The organism is Pontibacter coccineus (assembly GCF_030546575.1).
GTDB classification, from domain to species: domain Bacteria; phylum Bacteroidota; class Bacteroidia; order Cytophagales; family Hymenobacteraceae; genus Pontibacter; species Pontibacter coccineus.
This window is the reverse complement of sequence record NZ_JAUOTN010000008.1, coordinates 101,339-118,526: the sequence shown is the minus strand read 5'-3', so window position 1 is coordinate 118,526 and position 17,188 is coordinate 101,339. Positions and strand designations below refer to the sequence as shown.

17 protein-coding genes are annotated in these 17,188 nt (G+C 52.2%); 11 read left to right on the top strand and 6 right to left on the bottom strand.

Annotation, left to right across the window (positions count from 1 at the left end):
- Nucleotides 1-65: 65 nt before the first annotated feature.
- A complete protein-coding gene (gene ypfJ, locus Q4E40_RS17195; RefSeq protein WP_303413890.1) occupies nucleotides 66-965 on the bottom strand; it encodes a KPN_02809 family neutral zinc metallopeptidase in 900 nt (299 codons plus the stop codon).
- A gap of 505 nt (nucleotides 966-1,470) precedes the next feature.
- On the opposite strand from ypfJ, the gene Q4E40_RS17190 reads away from it, so the two are divergent.
- Both Q4E40_RS17190 and Q4E40_RS17185 read left to right on the top strand, forming a co-directional pair.
- A complete protein-coding gene (locus tag Q4E40_RS17190) occupies nucleotides 1,471-2,553 on the top strand; it encodes a sensor histidine kinase (RefSeq protein WP_303413888.1) in 1,083 nt (360 codons plus the stop codon).
- 266 nt (nucleotides 2,554-2,819) lie between these two features.
- The gene (locus tag Q4E40_RS17185) at nucleotides 2,820-4,214 is read left to right on the top strand and encodes an MATE family efflux transporter (protein ID WP_303414040.1); all 1,395 of its coding nucleotides are present in this window, start codon (nucleotides 2,820-2,822) and stop codon (nucleotides 4,212-4,214) included.
- A gap of 93 nt (nucleotides 4,215-4,307) precedes the next feature.
- Here the strand turns inward: Q4E40_RS17185 and Q4E40_RS17180 are convergent, their stop codons facing one another.
- Nucleotides 4,308-5,438, bottom strand: coding sequence for a hypothetical protein (locus tag Q4E40_RS17180; RefSeq protein WP_303413886.1), 1,131 nt, complete (start codon nucleotides 5,436-5,438; stop codon nucleotides 4,308-4,310).
- Between the two features lie 297 nt (nucleotides 5,439-5,735).
- On the opposite strand from Q4E40_RS17180, the gene Q4E40_RS17175 reads away from it, so the two are divergent.
- The gene (locus tag Q4E40_RS17175) at nucleotides 5,736-7,409 is read left to right on the top strand and encodes a mechanosensitive ion channel family protein (RefSeq protein WP_303413885.1); all 1,674 of its coding nucleotides are present in this window, start codon (nucleotides 5,736-5,738) and stop codon (nucleotides 7,407-7,409) included.
- Between the two features lie 17 nt (nucleotides 7,410-7,426).
- Here Q4E40_RS17175 and arsB read toward each other — a convergent pair whose 3' ends face one another.
- Nucleotides 7,427-8,470, bottom strand: a complete 1,044-nt coding sequence (gene arsB, locus Q4E40_RS17170; protein ID WP_303413884.1) for an ACR3 family arsenite efflux transporter — start codon at nucleotides 8,468-8,470, stop codon at nucleotides 7,427-7,429.
- 236 nt (nucleotides 8,471-8,706) lie between these two features.
- Between arsB and tatA the strand changes: the two genes are divergently transcribed.
- The 5 genes from tatA to Q4E40_RS17145 all read left to right on the top strand — a co-directional run bounded on the left by tatA (nucleotide 8,707) and on the right by Q4E40_RS17145 (nucleotide 12,145).
- On the top strand, nucleotides 8,707-8,940 hold the full coding sequence (tatA, locus tag Q4E40_RS17165; RefSeq protein ID WP_303413882.1) for a twin-arginine translocase TatA/TatE family subunit: 234 nt from the start codon (nucleotides 8,707-8,709) through the stop codon (nucleotides 8,938-8,940).
- Between the two features lie 169 nt (nucleotides 8,941-9,109).
- Complete coding sequence (locus Q4E40_RS17160; protein ID WP_303413881.1) at nucleotides 9,110-9,820, top strand: ferritin-like domain-containing protein; 711 nt, start codon at nucleotides 9,110-9,112, stop codon at nucleotides 9,818-9,820.
- Between the two features lie 8 nt (nucleotides 9,821-9,828).
- A complete protein-coding gene (locus Q4E40_RS17155; protein ID WP_303413880.1) occupies nucleotides 9,829-10,629 on the top strand; it encodes a ferritin-like domain-containing protein in 801 nt (266 codons plus the stop codon).
- A 147-nt stretch (nucleotides 10,630-10,776) separates the two neighbouring features.
- A complete protein-coding gene (locus tag Q4E40_RS17150; RefSeq protein ID WP_303413879.1) occupies nucleotides 10,777-11,334 on the top strand; it encodes an RNA polymerase sigma factor in 558 nt (185 codons plus the stop codon).
- Entirely contained in the window at nucleotides 11,327-12,145 is an 819-nt protein-coding gene (locus Q4E40_RS17145; protein WP_303413878.1) for an anti-sigma factor, read from the top strand. Before Q4E40_RS17150 ends, Q4E40_RS17145 begins: the two co-directional genes overlap by 8 nt.
- Here the strand turns inward: Q4E40_RS17145 and Q4E40_RS17140 are convergent.
- Both Q4E40_RS17140 and Q4E40_RS17135 read right to left on the bottom strand, forming a co-directional pair.
- Nucleotides 12,142-12,849, bottom strand: coding sequence for a hypothetical protein (locus Q4E40_RS17140; RefSeq protein ID WP_303413877.1), 708 nt, complete (start codon nucleotides 12,847-12,849; stop codon nucleotides 12,142-12,144). The genes Q4E40_RS17145 and Q4E40_RS17140 overlap by 4 nt on opposite strands.
- A 109-nt stretch (nucleotides 12,850-12,958) precedes the next feature.
- Nucleotides 12,959-13,987, bottom strand: a complete 1,029-nt coding sequence (locus Q4E40_RS17135; protein WP_368411176.1) for an alcohol dehydrogenase catalytic domain-containing protein — start codon at nucleotides 13,985-13,987, stop codon at nucleotides 12,959-12,961.
- A gap of 165 nt (nucleotides 13,988-14,152) precedes the next feature.
- Here Q4E40_RS17135 and Q4E40_RS17130 point away from each other — a divergent pair, with 165 nt between their 5' ends.
- Nucleotides 14,153-14,656, top strand: a complete 504-nt coding sequence (locus Q4E40_RS17130) for an ExbD/TolR family protein (protein ID WP_303413876.1) — start codon at nucleotides 14,153-14,155, stop codon at nucleotides 14,654-14,656.
- A gap of 80 nt (nucleotides 14,657-14,736) precedes the next feature.
- Here the strand turns inward: Q4E40_RS17130 and Q4E40_RS17125 are convergent, their stop codons facing one another.
- A complete protein-coding gene (locus Q4E40_RS17125; RefSeq protein WP_303413875.1) occupies nucleotides 14,737-15,348 on the bottom strand; it encodes a hypothetical protein in 612 nt (203 codons plus the stop codon).
- A 326-nt stretch (nucleotides 15,349-15,674) separates the two neighbouring features.
- On the opposite strand from Q4E40_RS17125, the gene Q4E40_RS17120 reads away from it, so the two are divergent.
- Both Q4E40_RS17120 and Q4E40_RS17115 read left to right on the top strand, forming a co-directional pair.
- Nucleotides 15,675-16,247 carry an RNA polymerase sigma factor gene (locus Q4E40_RS17120; protein WP_303413873.1) on the top strand — a complete coding sequence of 191 codons (573 nt, stop codon included), beginning with the start codon at nucleotides 15,675-15,677 and terminating at the stop codon, nucleotides 16,245-16,247.
- Entirely contained in the window at nucleotides 16,234-16,980 is a 747-nt protein-coding gene (locus tag Q4E40_RS17115) for a carboxypeptidase-like regulatory domain-containing protein (RefSeq protein ID WP_303413871.1), read from the top strand. Before Q4E40_RS17120 ends, Q4E40_RS17115 begins: the two co-directional genes overlap by 14 nt.
- The last annotated feature ends 208 nt before the right edge of the window (nucleotides 16,981-17,188 follow it).

The following is a 17,188-nucleotide window of genomic DNA, read 5'->3' as shown; positions in this document are numbered from 1 at the left end:
AAAGCCTCTCCATTTCCGGAGAGGCTTTTCTTTTACTACCGATCTATACCTGCTATGAAGTTGCCTTACAACGTAGTGGCGTTAAAGGTATCGCCCTGATTGACATCGCCTGTCTCAAAGCCTTTTTTGAACCAGCGGACGCGCTGTGCAGAGGTGCCGTGAGTGAATGAGTCTGGCACCACCCTTCCGGTGGCCTGCTTTTGAAGACGGTCATCGCCGATAGCGCTGGCTGCATTCAGAGCTTCTTCCAGGTCGCCGGGCTCCATTATACCTTTTTCTTTTTGGGTATGGTGCGCCCACACGCCGGCATAGAAATCAGCCTGCAACTCTACTCTCACCATAAGCTGATTAAATTCCGTTTGGGATAACTGGCCCCGCATGGCGTTTACCTGGTCCATGGTACCGGTCAGCTTCTGAATGTGGTGCCCCACTTCGTGGCCCACCACATAAGCCTGCGCGAAGTCCCCGTCGGCACCCAGTTTGCGATCCATTTCGCTGAAAAAGCTCAGGTCAATGTACAGTTTTTCATCGCCGGGGCAGTAAAAGGGTCCGGTGGCTGCGGAAGCAAGTCCGCAGGCCGAGTTTACCTGATCCGAAAACAGTACCAGCGTAGGTTCCCTGTAGCCTTGTATCATCGTGTTCCAGACATCCTCAGTGTCAGCCAGCACCACAGCCGTCTGATCGGCCAGTGCTTGCTCTTCCGGGCTCGGCTGGTAATCGGTAGATTGGGCGTACTGGGGTTGGCCACCTACAAACTGCTGCAGGAGCGTCAGGGGGTTGGTCCCTGTCAAAAACAGGATCAGTAGCAGCACCCCCACTATGATGAGTCCTACTTTTGAGAAGAGGAGACGGAACAAAGGGATGAGCAGCATGGGACTAATGCCCCTGCCACCACCGAAACCGCCCGCTGACTGACCTCTACGGTCTTCTATATTGCTACTTTTTCTTCTGCCTTGCCATTTCATATTATTCGATTTCTAATGCCAGGATGATACTATAAGTGTATACCTATATGCGCAGTATAACGTGTAGCAGCTTCTATTGGATATGGCATTTTTTGAAGCGTGCTTCTACCGGCCCACGGAAGGGGTTCTGTTGGAGACAAGGAAAGACAACAGCCCAAAAACAAAACGGGCAGGCGCCCTATAGTAAATCACCTGCATAGTACGGAAACTAATAGTTTCAACTACTTAGGGTAAGCCGCAGCATTACTTTCTCAATCCCGTGTACCCTTCCATTCGAGGCACCGACACTCGACATCTTTATGCTGCCCGCTTTGATTTTCCACGCTACTACCTTTCACCATTACCATAAGCCCCAACTTAAAAAAATGTTATTTTCAGGACCCTGGTCCAAACGTTTTCATTTTCCTTCGTATACAGGTCATTTTCATTCATCTGCTGTTTTCGGTTTTGCCGAACGAATAATGCTTACAGGGAGGAAGCAGGCAGATAGTCAGACACCCGGTTTATGGATCATACATACAATAGAAAGGCGCACAGCAAACTGATCGATTTGAACGATGAACTTGAGAATTACTTTAACAACACGATCATCCCGCAGCTGTTCGTAGATGCCAACATGATCCTGCGTAAGTTCACGCCCCCCGCCATGCGGCACTTCAAGCTGACTTCTGACGACATTGGGAAGCACATCGTGGACGTTTCCAGCAATATCCGCTTCCCTACTTTCATCGAGAACATCACGGAGGTGATCGAAAGCAGCAAAGACCTGGAAAAGGAGATCCAGACCACTGACAAGCGCTGGTACCAGATGAACATTCTGCCGTACATCGTGCGCAAGGATAACAGAACCAACGGCGTCATCGTCACCTTCATCGACATCGACGACCGCATCCAGATTCTGAAAGGCTACGAGAGTCTGAACAGAAACTATGAGAACATCATCCACTCCATTTCCCACGACATAAAAGGTCCCCTTTCGAACATAGAAGGGCTGATCAGGCTAATGCAGGAAGAAACTGAAGACGAGGAGGATAGCCAGCGGATAAAAGACATGCTCAGCGAGTCCGTGGCCAACCTACGCCAGACAGTGGAGGAACTTGCCGACATTCAGGCAAGCGACACGGGCTTTGCCCAGACACCGGAGCGGGTGAACTTCGAGAACATCATTGAAGATGCCAAACTAGCGCTTCGGGACAGGATAGCCGAAAGCAACGCTGAGATCAGAACGCACATTGAGGAACCGGAAATCAGCTTCTCCCGAAAGAATGTGCGGAGCATTATCTACAACCTGCTCAACAACGCCATCAAGTACCAAAAGCCGGGCAATATACCTGTCATTTCCATCCGTACGGAAAAGGCAGACGACTACATACTGCTGACCGTGACCGACAACGGGATAGGTATTGCGGAAAATAAAAAATACTCTATTTTTGAGCGTTATACCCGCCTGCACAGCGAGGTGCCGGGCACGGGTGTCGGACTGTTTATTGTGAAAGGCATGGTGGAGCAAATGGGTGGTGAGATCCAGTTGGAAAGCACGTTAGGCGAAGGGTCTACTTTCAAGGTATATTTCAAGGCTTTGCGATAGGCTGTCACTAGCGGGTTAGGCAAGAGGAGCCAGCGTTCGGGATGTCTCTCCTATCCTGAACGTCAAACATGGTTCACCTACTATTAAACAGGTATAGCCAGGGATAGGGATTGAAACTCGCGCGAACTTCTTACGCCGCAAGCTATACCTATACCTATACCTATACCTATACCTATACCTGCGAACGATTCAGTACCTGTCCTGCACGTATACCCAAACCCCACTCCTTCCTTCTGTCGTACCCCTGCTATACCTGCACTCCGCACATGAACAACCTGAAAGACTTTCTGCAGCTCGTCTGGTCGGCCGTGAAGGGCAAGGAGCAGGACTTTACGACGCTTGGCATCCGGACGAGTATTGTGCTGCTGGCAGTGCCCATGATCCTGGAAATGATGATGGAGTCGCTGTTTGCCGTGGTCGATATTTTCTTTGTCGGCAGGTTGGGGCCGCATGCGTTGGCTACCGTCGGACTCACCGAAACGGTGCTGATGGTGATCTACTCGGTGGGGATGGGTGTGAGCATTGCCGCCACGGCCCTGGTGGCACGCCGCGTTGGTGAAAAGAACTACCATGAAGCCGGAAACGTCACTTACCAGCTTCTGGTCACGGGTGCAGTGCTGGCCGTGCTCATGGGCATATTGGCCACCTGGTTTGCGGCCGATCTCCTCAGCCTGATGGGAGCGGATGCTGCCCTCCTCGAAACCGGACTGCGCTACGCCCAGATCATCTTTGCGGGCAACCTGGTCATCATCATGCTTTTCCTGATCAACGGGATTTTCCGTGGGGCTGGTCAGCCGCACCTGGCCATGCGCGCGCTTTGGCTTGCCAACGGCGCCAACATCGTGCTGGACCCGCTTCTGATCTTCGGCATCGGCAGCTTCGATGGGCTTGGGCTGGAGGGCGCCGCCTGGGCCACCACCATCGGGCGCAGCCTGGGCGTGGTCTACCAGTTTTACCACCTCCTCAACGGTAAGCATCTGCTCAATGTCGGTCGCGACAACCTGGTCGTTAGTTTGGCAATGATCAGGCGTATTCTGTCCGTATCATCCGGCGGTATGGGCCAGTACCTGATCGATTCGGCCAGCTGGATCTTCCTTACCCGTATTATTGCTGAGTTTGGCAGCAGTGCCCTCGCTGGCTATACCATTGCCTTCCGGCTTATCGTGTTTGCGTTGCTGCCGGCATGGGGCTTGTCCTCGGCAGCGGCCACGCTGGTTGGCCAGAACCTGGGTGCAAAAAAAACGAAAAGGGCCGAACTGGCAGTATGGCTGACGGCCAGGTATAACATGATCTTTATGACCGCCGTCACGCTCCTGTTTCTTTTCTTTGGTGAGTACCTGGCCGCTTTTTTTGCAAAGGATATAGCTGTGATTGCGGTGGCCTCCGAAGCGCTGCGGATCATTACGCTGGGCTATGTTTTTTTCGGTTTGGGCATGGTGATGGTGCAGGCCTTCAATGGTGCCGGCGATACCCGTACGCCGTCTCTCATCAACATTGTGGTGCTGTGGCTGATCGAAATTCCGCTGGCTTATCTGCTGGCAAAAACCCTCGGCTTCGGGACTACCGGCATCTTCGTCGCCATCGCCTTCTGCCACTCATTTCACGCCCTTGTCAGTTGGTGGCTTTTCAGGCGCGGCACCTGGAAAGTTGTGAAGGTATAAGGTATAGCCTCGTCATCCCCCTATCTCCTGAAACCAAAAAAGCAGGTATAGCGCGAACGGCTATACCTGCTTTTTGATGAAAAGGACTGTTGGCTAGTTTTGCGCTAACAAGCCATTGATGTTTGCGACGAAATAGGCATGCGCCTGCTCTACAGTCAAAACGTGACCCTGCTTCTGGGCATCAGCAGCAAGTTGGAAACCCAGTTCAGCGGCCGCCATACGCTGCAGCGGTGTGCCGTGGTGACCTGCACTTGCAAAACCGCAGTCGCCGATTTCGAAGAACAACTCGTAGAACTGCGCCACACGCTTGCTGTTATAAGTAGCGCCGCGCTTGTGTGTCATGTAGTAGGCAGCCAGGAAGTCGGCTTCCAGTTCCTTGTAACGCGTGGCCTCTGGCTGACTGGCGAAGGTACCCGCCGGATACCAGGCGTTCGTGTTTTTAAACTGAATCTGATGTGCCCACTCATGGGCCAGTATACCTGTCCACACGATGTCCTGAGCAACACCTGTTTCAGAAAGCATACCTACCAGACCGTCACCGATCACGATCAGGTTGTTGTAAGTTGTTGCAAAACCATCTGCGGCAAAGAAAGGCGATTCCGGCAATTGATTTGAGAAAGTGTTGAAGTAGAGGATCTGGTCCGCTACGGCGTAGGCCTGTTCTCTTGACGTAATGCCAACACCAATTAGCTCGTACACATCGGCCAGTCTTTCTCTGTCGTTCAGGGTAGCGGTGTGTTGCCCGTTCAACCGGATCTGGTTTGGCATGTTCCAGAACTTCTCCAGCTCCCGCTTGCGCTTGTTCATCAAGTCGGTATACTCCCCGTTGGCGCCAAAGTACTGAGCCGATTCATCGATTAGGGCTGCATATTGCCCCAGCGTAAGGTATGTGCTATAGATCGCCTGGGCATTCGGTCCAAACAAGCCAATCAGATCTTTCGCCAAAGGTGCAAAATAACGGTTCTGTACATCAGCAAATGCTGTTGGACTGCAGGTAGAGGGCTCCACGACATTGCTCATCAGCGTGCTGCGCAGATTTTCGTGTATCGGTACCTGACCGTCCATTGACTGTAGGGGCACAAGCTCCGATGCGCTCAGGTTTTTAACAGCAGTGGATTGCAGGGTGCTGCTGGAAGCCAGTCCCATCTCGTCCACTTCCTTTTCACAGGAAAAAGTGATAAAAGCGAGGCCCAGGCAAAGTAGAGTAGTCGTCTTTTTGTTCATACTACGCGTAATTAAGTAGGATTAAGGGTATGTAAATTTATAAAATAGTCAATTTTGGAAATGGCGCTATCAGACACAAAATAGCAGTATTAAAGTTAGCTGTTCTTGTACCAAATCCAAATTTTATGGCCTTAAATATTATTTTTTCATATTTGGGTGCTACGGGCGGCCCATGTTGCTGAGAGTGTTTCGTACAACCCGGAACAGGCACAGCCGTTATTGCAGGATGTAACAGAGTTTTGTCTCCCAGGTGCCGTCTGCCAGACAGCATTGAAGAGCTCCAACACGCCACGCATTATGTTCCCTGTACCAATTAGTCTCCTAAACTCCATCAAGCTCATTAAAATTCCATACCTGTTCTGGCTGGCACTCTTACTGTTCAGTGCCATACCTGCTGTGACGAGTGCGCAGGATACAGTGGAACAGGATACGGCGGTAGTTGCTGCGCCAACCTGGCCCGAAGACTCCCTGGGCAGACGCACGCCACGAGGCACCATATCGGGTTTTATCAAAGCAGTAGCCGACGGAGACTATAACACGGCCGCTTCCTACCTCAACCTGGTTACGCCCAACGACACGATTCAGGATGGGGCCGCCATGGCGCAGGCGCTGCAACGTATGTTGGACCAGCGCAGCAAAACCCTTCCCCGCTCCTGGATCAGCAACCTGCCGGAGGGCGACCTCGAGGACAACCTACCCTCCAATCTGGAGCGTGTGGGAACGGCCACCGTCGATGAAGAGAACGTTGACATCCTACTCGAGAAAACGGAGGGACCGTCGGGAGGCCCGATCTGGCTGATAGCAGCCGAAACACTGAGCAAAGTGCCCCTGCAGGAAGCAGCTCCCACCGAAACCGTGGTTGAGAAAACCTTGCCCGACTTCCTGGAGGAAAACCGTTGGGGTGGCGCACCGACAGGCCACTGGCTGGGGCTGATGCTGATTGGCATTGTTTCTTACCTGCTTGCCTGGGGCATTACCTCCGGATTGATATTCCTGATCAGATACATCTGGCACAAGACCCGCAACGAGCCGACTCATGGCTTTATCAGGGCCTTCTCGTTGCCGATACGGCTATACCTGGCCGCCGTCCTGCTGGTATACCTGAGCCAGCGGCTGGGCATTTCGTTTGTGCTGCGCCAGCGTTTTAGTGAGCTAACCATTATCATTGGCCTGGTAGCGGTGTTGCTGCTCCTTTGGCGACTGGTGGATGTGATCACCAGTTTTAGCAGGCGCCGCCTGGTGGAACGCCACAACATGGCGGGCATCTCCATTGTGCTTTTCCTGCAACGCGGCGCCAAGATCGCGCTGGTCGTTTTCGGCATCATATTCATTCTCAGCACCCTGGGCTTCGACGTGACCACTGGTCTGGCCGCGCTGGGTATAGGCGGTATCGCGCTGGCGCTAGGTGCCCAGAAAACGGTAGAAAACTTCGTCGGAAGTGTTACGCTTATTGCCGACCAGCCCATCCGGGTAGGCGACTATTGCAAAGTGGGCGACACGAGCGGCACGGTAGAGCAGATCGGTATGCGTTCTACCCGTTTGCGCACCACGGAACGCACCATCGTGACCATTCCGAATGGGGATTTTTCTTCGCAGAAGATCGAGAACTTCGCCCACCGCGACCGCTTCCTGTTCAACCCTACGCTGCGATTACGCTATGACACCACGCCCCCCCAGATACAGGCCGTGTTGCGCGCGCTGCGGGAAACACTCACCGCACATCCCAAAATAGACAAAACCAGCGCTCGTGTGCGCCTCACCGAGATAACGGCGGATGCCCTGAAAGTCGAAGTGTTCTCATACATCCTGACCAGCGACTTTAACGAACATTTAGAAATCAAGGAAGGACTACTCCTAACCATGATGGATGCCGTCAATACCAAAGGCAAAGGCTTTGCGCTGCCTGTCCAGCAACTGCTGGTGAGCAATGATGGGGCAGGTATGGAACAGCCAAAAGAAAAGTCTTCGTAAAGGCGGGTTTAGGAATTCTAAAACTTGTTTTTATTCGCATAAGCCACCAGCGAGAGCATAATCGGCACTTCGACCAGCACGCCCACCACGCACACCAGCGCGGCCGGACTGTCGAGGCCGAAGAGCGCGATGGAAACCGCCACGGCTAGCTCAAAAAAATTGCTGGCCCCGACCATGGCCGCCGGTGCGCACACCGCATACCCTAATTTGAGCTTACGTCCGCTGTACCAGGTCAGGAAAAAGATGAAGTATGTCTGCAGTATGAGTGGTATGGCAATAAAGAGGATGATGAGCGGATTGCTGAGGATGTTGACGCCCTGGAAAGCGAAGAGCAGGATGAGGGTAAGCAACAGTGCAAGCACACTCATAGGCTTGAGCCGGGGCAGAAACTCCCTCGTAAACCAGGCCTCCCCCTTCGATTTGATCAGCGCGCGGCTTGTCAGAAAACCTGCCACGAGCGGCACCACTACATAAATGACGATGCTTAGAAACAGCGTGTCGTAAGGCACCGTTACGTTTGTAATGCCCAATAATAAGCCCACAATCGGCACGAAGGCCACCAGGATGATCAGGTCGTTGACAGATACCTGCATAAGGGTATAGTTCGGGTCGCCGTCACTCAGGTATGACCACACAAACACCATGGCCGTGCAGGGCGCTGCCCCCAGAATGATGGCACCTGCTATGTACTCACCGGCCTGCTCTGGCGTGATGAAGGCGGAGTATAGGTTGGAAAAGAAAAGCCAGGCAAAAAAAGCCATGGTAAAAGGCTTGACCAGCCAGTTCACGATTACGGTGAGCACAATGCCGGTCGGCTTGCGACCGATGCGCTTGAGGCTGGTGAAGTCGATCTGCAACATCATCGGGTAAATCATCAGCCAGATCAGGATAGCGATTGGAATGTTGACCTGGTATACCTCCATCCGGCTCAGCACCTCCATCTGGTCACCTGCCAGGTAGCCGATCAGGGTGCCTCCTACAATGCAGAGAATCACCCAGATGGTGAGGTATTTTTCAAAAAAGGCAATCTGCTTTTTGGGCTGCTGGGTTGGTTGTGCCATGCTACGGTCTGGTCAGGTATAGGAAATACAGATCGCAATATTACGATAAAGATTATAAAACTCAATTGTAGCAGCTGAGAATTAAGTGATGAAAATTCTAAAGCGGTAGCATTAGTTATGTTTTGCGGCAGGTTACTCAAAATGTACGGAGAGCCAAAAAAGTGAAGACAGCGAAATCCGGATAGCCCTGGAATTCGTTTGTATGCTCCATTCACCAATTAAAACTGAAAGAGACTATGGAGTTAGCCAGCATATTATTGTTTATCGGGGGCCTGGGTGGTCCTGAGGTAATTTTGATCATCCTCGTTTTTGTCTTGTTTTTCGGTGCGAAACGCATTCCTGAAATGGCCAAAGGCCTGGGTCGGGGTATCCGGGAGTTCAAGGAATCATCGCGTGAAATCAAAGATAATTTCGAAAAGTCCGCCGCAGTGCAGCCCGAGACTGAACAAGTAAACCTAAATCGAGAGTAGTACCCCCAATGAAGAGAGAAGTCCGCTTTTAAAGTGGACTTATTTTTTTTGACTTTTTTTCACTCCCCTAAATCCAGACAAGCTGGCTAGTTCGTAAGTCTGGCATCGCTGGCGGGCAAGCAGTTTGTCTGTAGCACTTTCCAATATCTTTTACCTAATAACTAAACTTATGAAAAAACTACAGAATGAGCTGGCGGAGAAAGACCTAAGCCTGAAGAGCGGCCTGGTAGCTCCTATCCAGCGCCGTGCTTTCTTGCGTTATGCCAGCGCCACCGCGGCAGCTTCCACCCTACTCTTCATGACCTCGTGCGACGATGACGATGACAAAGGCCCAATGGACCCGATGGCAGTTGACCTGGGTTCCGGTGACACTGGTATCCTGAACTATGCCTACGCCCTTGAGCAGTTGGAGGCAGCCTTCTACACTGAAGTGGTGGCCCGCTCGATGGGGGTGTTCAACCAATCCGAGCAACAGATCATGCAGGACCTGAAAGGCCACGAATCCATACACCGTGATTTCCTCAAAGCAGCGCTGGGTTCCGCGGCTATACCTGACCTCGAAGTAAACTTCACTTCCATCAACTTCAGCGACAAGAACAGTATACTCACGACTGCCCGTACTTTCGAAGATCTGGGTGTAGCAGCTTATAACGGCGCCGGAAGATTCCTGGAGAACGCCGGATTCCTGACACTGGCTGGCAAGATCGTATCTGTAGAGGCCCGCCACGCCGCCGTGATCCGCGATATTATCTCCAACGGCACCTTCTCCGACACTGCCGACGCCAAAGGTCTGGACCCTGCCATGATGCCTGCCGAAGTGCTGAGCGCGGCTTCCGCTTTCATCACCACCCCTATCAATGCCAATAACCTTCCTAAATAAGCCACGCCATGAACATATTCAGAATAATAGAAGATATCGAAAAAGTTGACCCTGAAGTGTACCAGAAGCTGGACTCCAGACGCAGCATTTTCAAAAGCCTCGGGAACATGGGTAAGACAGCTGCCCTGGCCGCTATACCTCTCGCCCTCGGGTCTGTTTTTAACAAAGCGTATGGACAGAGCTCCGGCACTGTGCTGGAAGTGCTCAACTTCGCATTGAAACTAGAGTACCTGGAGCGCAATTTTTACACCGGTGGTCTGGCTGCCAATGGCCTGATCACAGACGGAGCCGCCAGAGCTGCTATTCAGAAAATCCAGATGCATGAGGCGCAGCACGTCGACATCCTGATTGCTACCATCCGCAGCCTGAACGGGACGCCGATCAGTGAGCCTACTTTTAATTTTGGTAAAAACTTTGCAGACTGGAACACCAACTACCAGACTTTCCTGACACTGGCGCAAGCCTTTGAGGACACCGGCGTGCGGGCTTACAAAGGACAGGCCGCAAACCTGATGAGTAACGACGCCGTGCTTACCGCCGCCCTGCAGATTCATTCGGTAGAAGCACGTCATGCGGCCCACATCAGACGCATGCGTAATAATGCCGGTTGGATAGTGGGCGCTGCCGGTAACAGCAATGTTCCTGCAGGTGCAGCGGCTGTTTACGCCGGTGAGGACAATGTGGCTCAAGGCGGCATCAATGATGTGAAAACCGTAGGAAGCGGTTACTCTGCCGAGATCGCTACCGCTGCTTTTGACGAACCGCTGACCAAAGAGCAGGTCGCTCAGATAGTTTCACTGTTTGAGTAAATCATACGGAAAATTTCCCATATGTGCTTCATAGTGAGAGGGCTGTCCACGGCAGCTCTTTTACTATGAAGCATTTTGTATAAAGCATTTAAAAATTTATAAACAAATATATACCCTTCACTGTAGAGAGGTATAATGTTTTAATAATTGGCTGAACAACGCACCAAAGAAACCCTCACAGAAGAAGATCTGGTAGCACGGCTCCGAGACCGTGATAGTTCAGCCATGTCCCAGCTCTATGACAGGTATAGCCCCACCCTCTACGGCATCGTACTCCAAATTGTAAAAAATGAAAATGTAGCCGAAGACGTGCTACAAGAGGCATTTATAAAAATTTGGGTATCCTTTGATAAATATGACACTTCCAAAGGCAGACTTTTCACCTGGATGTTGAATATTTGCAGAAATCTAGCAATTGACACAATCCGCTCGAAGCAGTATCGCGTAAGTAATCTGTCACAGAAAATAGAAGCCGAGTCCCGCGTGTTCCACTACACAGATACCTTCAAACCAGAGCATATTGGGATGCGGGAAATTGTAGACAAACTGAACCCTGAACAAAAGCAGATCATCGACCTGATGTATTTTGAAGGCCTGACACAGAGTGAAATTGCGGACTCCTATGACATTCCGCTCGGTACTGTAAAGACCCGGGCCCGCAGTGCTGTGAAACTTTTATCAAGATTATTCAAAGGAAGTGCTTAACGAAGAATACATAGCATCGGGTATCCTTGAACTCTACGCAGCGGGCGGTTTAACCGAAGCGGAGCGGGAGGAAGTGGAGCGCCAGGCCGCGCAGTCACCGGAGATCCGGTCTGCGCTGGATGAGGCCTGCGCTGCTATGGAAGCCTATGCCGGACTCTATGCCCAGACTCCAAAAAGCGGGCTTAAAACCAGAATTATGAATCAGCTGGCGAATGAAGAAACAAATGTTCGCACGCTGCCGATCGAAAGTCTCCGGGAACCCAGCACGCACAAACAAAGGAATTATAAGTGGATGCTTGCCGCCAGTGTTACCTTGCTGCTTCTTTCCGGCATTTTAAGCTTCTACTTCTATGGCAAATGGCAGCAGACCGAGGAAAGACTGGCCGGTGTAATGGCTTCCGAGCGATTGCTTGCCCAGCATATGCAACATACTTCATTACGCCTGCAGCAGCAGGAAGAAACCTTGGCCATCGTTCGAAACCCCAATTTTGAACAAGTGAAACTGAAAGGAGTTGAGGCAAATCCAGAGGCCGCTATGCTGGTGTACTGGAATCCGGGCCAGGCAGCCGTATATATTGACCCTGTATCACTTCCGGCTCCACCTAGTGGTAAACAATACCAGTTATGGGCGCTGTTGGACGGACAGCCCATTGACGCAGGTATGATTGAACTGACGGAGGAAAAGACCAATCTGCAGCAAATGAAAAATATCGCTGCGGCACAGGCTTTTGCCGTTACTGTTGAGCCGGTTGGAGGCAGCGCAACTCCAACGCTGGAAACGATCACGGTGATGGGAAAAGTAGGATCTTAAGTTAATTCCACCTCTCCTGCTATACCTTTAGAGGTAAACTTCACATTGTTCCAGAAAAGCTGGCTGAAGATAGCCTGGAATAGTGGTGTGGGGACGTGCTCTTCGTCGAGCTGCAGCGTGGCCAGCAGGCGCATGACCTCCTGCAGCTTGCCGAGCTTGCATGGCTCGTTCATGTGGTTGAGTTCTTCCTTGCCGAACAGGAAGGTATTGGCCAGGCGATCGTCGGTGCGCTCAATGTAATCCATCACCTCGTATACCCGGGCAGCAAGCTCGGACAGCATCGTGTCGTTGGTCACGCGGTCGAATTTCCAGAGGTAGGGCACGATGGGCGCCCCCAGCTGCTGGCTTCGCTCGATATCGGAAAGTCGCTTGTAAAGCAATAGCGCCAATACCACGTTATTACAGCAATCTTTACGCTGGCCAAGCTCACGGAACAGACCAATAGCCCGCTGTACGGTGCTGAAAACGTGCTCGACTATCTGTTGCTCGTCTTTCCGCCAGTTGCTCATGTGTACCAGGTCGTCGGTCATGTTGAAGTATCCCGGATTCTGGTAAACTGCCTCTTCCACGGACTGCACCATGGCCTCGAAACCAGCGGTAGCTTTGAGCAAGCGGTTGAAGCAAATAAAGTAGGCGATCTGATGGGGGGTCATGGGCACCTGCCGAAAGCGAAGTGTCGTTTTGATGGCCTCAGGAATGTTCATAGAAGTGACCCATTAAAGGTTAACGAATCCACCCAGCAGGAAGGAGTAAATCAAATATAATGCATTCATAATCAGTTATTCAATACCCAGAAGTGGGTATTTTTGGAGCTCATACAGTCACGACCACTTTCCCCACGGTTTTGCCCTGCTGAAACAGGCGGATGGCCGCGTGCATGTCGTCGAACGCAAACGTGTGCCCCACATGCTGCGGTGCCAGTTGCAAGGCCTGCAATCCCTGCAGTAATTCATGCATCATGTCGGTCTGCTCGTAGAGGTAGATCAGGTTAAAGCCCATCAGCGATTTGTTTTCGGTGGGGAGCCTGAGCGGATCTATTTTGGGGCGGCGCAGGTATTTCCAGAAGAGGCGCGGGTAATTCGGCTTACTGCCGTGGCTGCTGAACGAGGCATTGCCGTAGACCACCATGCGCCCCATCGGCGCCAGCGCCTTCCAGCCCTGCTCAAGTATACGTCCGCCGATGCACTCCATGATCAGGTGGAGGGGGCGACCGTGCAAGCTGTGCATGAGCTTGTCATAGAAGTCACTGTCCCGCAAGATCAAATCGCCGTAGTGCTCGTGCTTTCGCAGAAAATCCACCTTATCCGGCCGGCCCACGGTGCCGATGGTATAGGCCCCTAGTTTCTGACAGATGCGGTTGGCCAGGATGCCTACTCCGCCTGCCGCACTGTGGATGAGCACCTGCATGCCCGGCTTCAGGTTACCCAGCTCGGTGAGCGCGTAATAGGCGGTGAGCCCCTGCACCAGAAAACCGGCGCCTTCCTCAAAGCTCCAGTTCTCGGGCAGCGGCAGCACATAGCGGTGGTGACTGTTGATGTGCGAAACGTAACCACCGAACCTGGTGGCGCCCATCACCCGGTCCCCGACCTGCCAGTCGCCAGCCTCCTCTCCCACCGCCACGATCTCGCCCGCAAACTCCAGCCCAGGTATAAACGAGCCGCTGGGGGTGGCACTGTAGAGGCCCTGCATGGCAAAGATGTCTGCAAAGTTGAGCCCGATCGCCCGCACCTGCACGCAAACCTCATCCGGCCCGGGCGACTCAAGTGATTCCTTTCGCAGCTCCAGGTTACGGATAGAGCCAGCCTTTGTCATGCGGTATACCTGTCGGTCGATCATTGCCATGTATGGGTTAAAGTTGTCTAAACGCTGCTTACGACAAACAGCCACCGTAAGGATAATGAAAAAATGGATAGGCCGTGTGGAATCCGGGGCTTTGCTGCATCTATTATACAAATGCAGCAGAGGGACTGTCTGCAACGTCAACCCTAATCGGAAAGGAGCCGCACCATGGCACAGGTACAGGAAAAACAGAACCCGGCAAAAGGCAGTAGAAAACGCGCACGCAACAAAGGCTTTCACCTTGACATGACGCCCATGGTGGACCTGGCCTCGCTGCTAATGACCTTCTTCATGCTCACCACCACGTTTGCCAAACTCCAGACCATGGAGATCAACATGCCCACTGCACAAGGCCCTGACACGCCTATAGCTGGCAAGAATGCGCTGAACATTGTGCTTGACGAAGCAGACAAGGTATACTACTTCTTCGGCTATCCGGGCGATGCACCCGAGGTGAGGCAAACAGACCTTTCCACTACCGGACTCCGGCAGGTGTTACTGGGTGAGCAGGTGAAGAGCAATCCGAATATGGTGGTGCTGGTAAAAGCGACGAAAAGTTCCCGTTTCAAGAACCTGGTGGACGCGCTTGACGAGCTGAAGATCACGGACACTCGCAAATACGCCCTGGTGGAGCTGCGCGAAGAAGACAAGGCTTTGCTGGCCTCCCGGTAAGCGAAAGCCCTGCTGCTCCAAGGGGCGGCAGGGCTTTCACAAGATATGCATTACAGGTATACCTTCAACAGAAGCTCCCCTTATTCCGCTGGTTCCGTGGCATAATCGCAGCTGACGGTTGGGTTGAAGGGGAAATGCATTCCGGAAGGGTTATGCTTCCATACCCAGGCATGCAGCTGGTAATTGTCAAAAGGAAGCGGGTTTGTCGGTGAGTTGATGTACACGTCGAAAATCTGATCGCCCAGCATCGGTGTCGTGCTCTGCCCCCACTCGTCAGCCCGGATGATGAACTCCACCCCAACGAGCTTCAGGCGGCCATTTTTCTGCGGTTCGTACAGCAAGGCCTCGGGTTGGCTGGGGTCGAGCACACCATCCAGCAGGAGCGGATTTACATAATGATAGCCCATACCGCCCAGCACCGGATGGCTGACACAAGGACTAAAAGGTACGTAGCCGTCTTCCATGGCCTCTTCGACACGGTGGTATCGGGCGGTGGCACTGCGAATATCGGCCAGCACTTTGTTATGCAGGGCCGAATTAGGTCGATCAGGCCCTACATTGGCTTCAAGCCGGGCAGCTAGCGGCTCAGGTGTATCCAGACTTTCACTGTCACAGCCCAGGAACAGAAAGGCCGAGACAAATAACAGGAAGGATACCAATGTTTTGAACTGGTGTTGAGATGGTGTGAGCATAGTTTGGAGAGAATAGGTCTGAATAATGGTGAAAAGCAGTAATTCCCTACAAAGCAAAAGCAAGACTAAGTCTGGCAGATGCAAGTAGTGCCTTGGTATAAGCAAGCGGGTGATGGAAGGATAGCCGGTGAGCTACCTGGGTAGCGGGTAGAGATAGCGCTGTGAATACTTAGAGCGTACGAATAGAAAATAAAAATAGTAACATGTTTTCATTAATAATTTTTATTTAAGCAAAGAGACTGCGGAAAAGCAAACATCCTTCAAATAAATTATGGTGCATTCAACAATATTAACTTTATTGAATATACGTTAAGCCCTCACCTGCTATGTTTTTAAAGTTCTTCTCGAAATCCCGTTCCACTGATGACCTGGAGCTGGTGCGGCAATACCGCCGGACCGGTGACCTGGACGTGATCGGGAAACTCTTCGAGCAGCACACGGAGATGGTATACCTGATCTGCCTGCGCTACCTCGGGGAGGAAGAGGACAGCAAAGACGCCACCATGCAGGTATTTGAGCAGTTGATCGTAGCCCTAAAGCGGCATGAGGTGAGCAACTTTAAATCGTGGCTGCACTCACTCACCAAAAACCACTGCCTGCAACTGCTGCGCACCAACCGCCTGAAAGAAAAAGTGAACCAGGCCCTGACACGCGAGCAACACACCCTGCCCCAAGGCGAAACACCTCAGGCGGACCTTGACTGGCAAGCGCTCGAACACGGACTCGTACACCTCCCCGCCGAGCAGCGCACCTGCATCGAGCTGTTTTACCTGCAGCAGAAAAGCTACCGCGAGATAGAGGAGATAACCGGCTGCGACCTCAAACAGGTAAAGAGTTACATACAGAACGGGCGTCGGAACCTTAAAATTTACATTGAAAAAAACCATGCGCAACGATAAAATACAAACAAGCGAATGGGGACTGGAGGAACACCCCTCCACAGAGCTGCTGCGGCAATACGAGGAAGGCTTGCTGCCGCCGGCTACCAATTACGAACTCGAGAAGCACCTGCTCGACTGCGAGATGTGTGAGGATATACTGACGGGCATGTCGCTCTCTGACCGGAGCCGGACAAGCCAGGCCCGCTACCGCATCTGGCAGCGGGTGCGCACCCGCCTGCGTCGCAAGCATCGTCCAAGCACAATCCTTAGCCTAGCAGACTGGCGGGTGGCTGTGGGCGTGCTGATGATGTTTAGTTCGCTGGGCCTTATCCTGTTTTACGCTTACACACGCACGGCCGCTCAGGAAAAAGCAGCCATACATGCGGCCGGGATACTGCCCCCTAGTCCGGAGGAGCTGCTGGCCCGCACGATCGATGCGGCAATCGTGCTCGACATTCCGGCACCGCCTGTCAGTAACAGCGACCTTGAAAACGCCAGTCAGAAAGCCCCGTCCGAGTTTAGTCTGCAAGGGCAGGTGCTCGATGCAAACGGACGAGGTATAGCACAGGCTACCATTCGGGTACAGGGCAGTCCCTGGGAAACCATGAGCGACGACAAGGGCTATTTCAGGCTCTCGCTTGCTGCCGGCAGCCATACCTTACTTGTCAGCAGTCCCGGCTTCGCTTCACAGACCTTCAGTGTTGAAAGTCCTGACAAAACACTGCAGCTGCGCCTTGAAAACAAGCGGTAGTTTAACAACCAGCATGCGTAACAACGCATGTCCCTTTTTGCTTTTTCATTAAGTCAAAATCAAACATAGACAGCATTATGATGTAACCCTTCGCGTTTAAATTCAGTATTTCCATCATGATTTTAGGGTAAAAACACTTAAATTACACCCTGAAAACCTTTGCCAGAAGAATATAGACTCCAAGATTGCTTAGATTCATGTTCCTCTA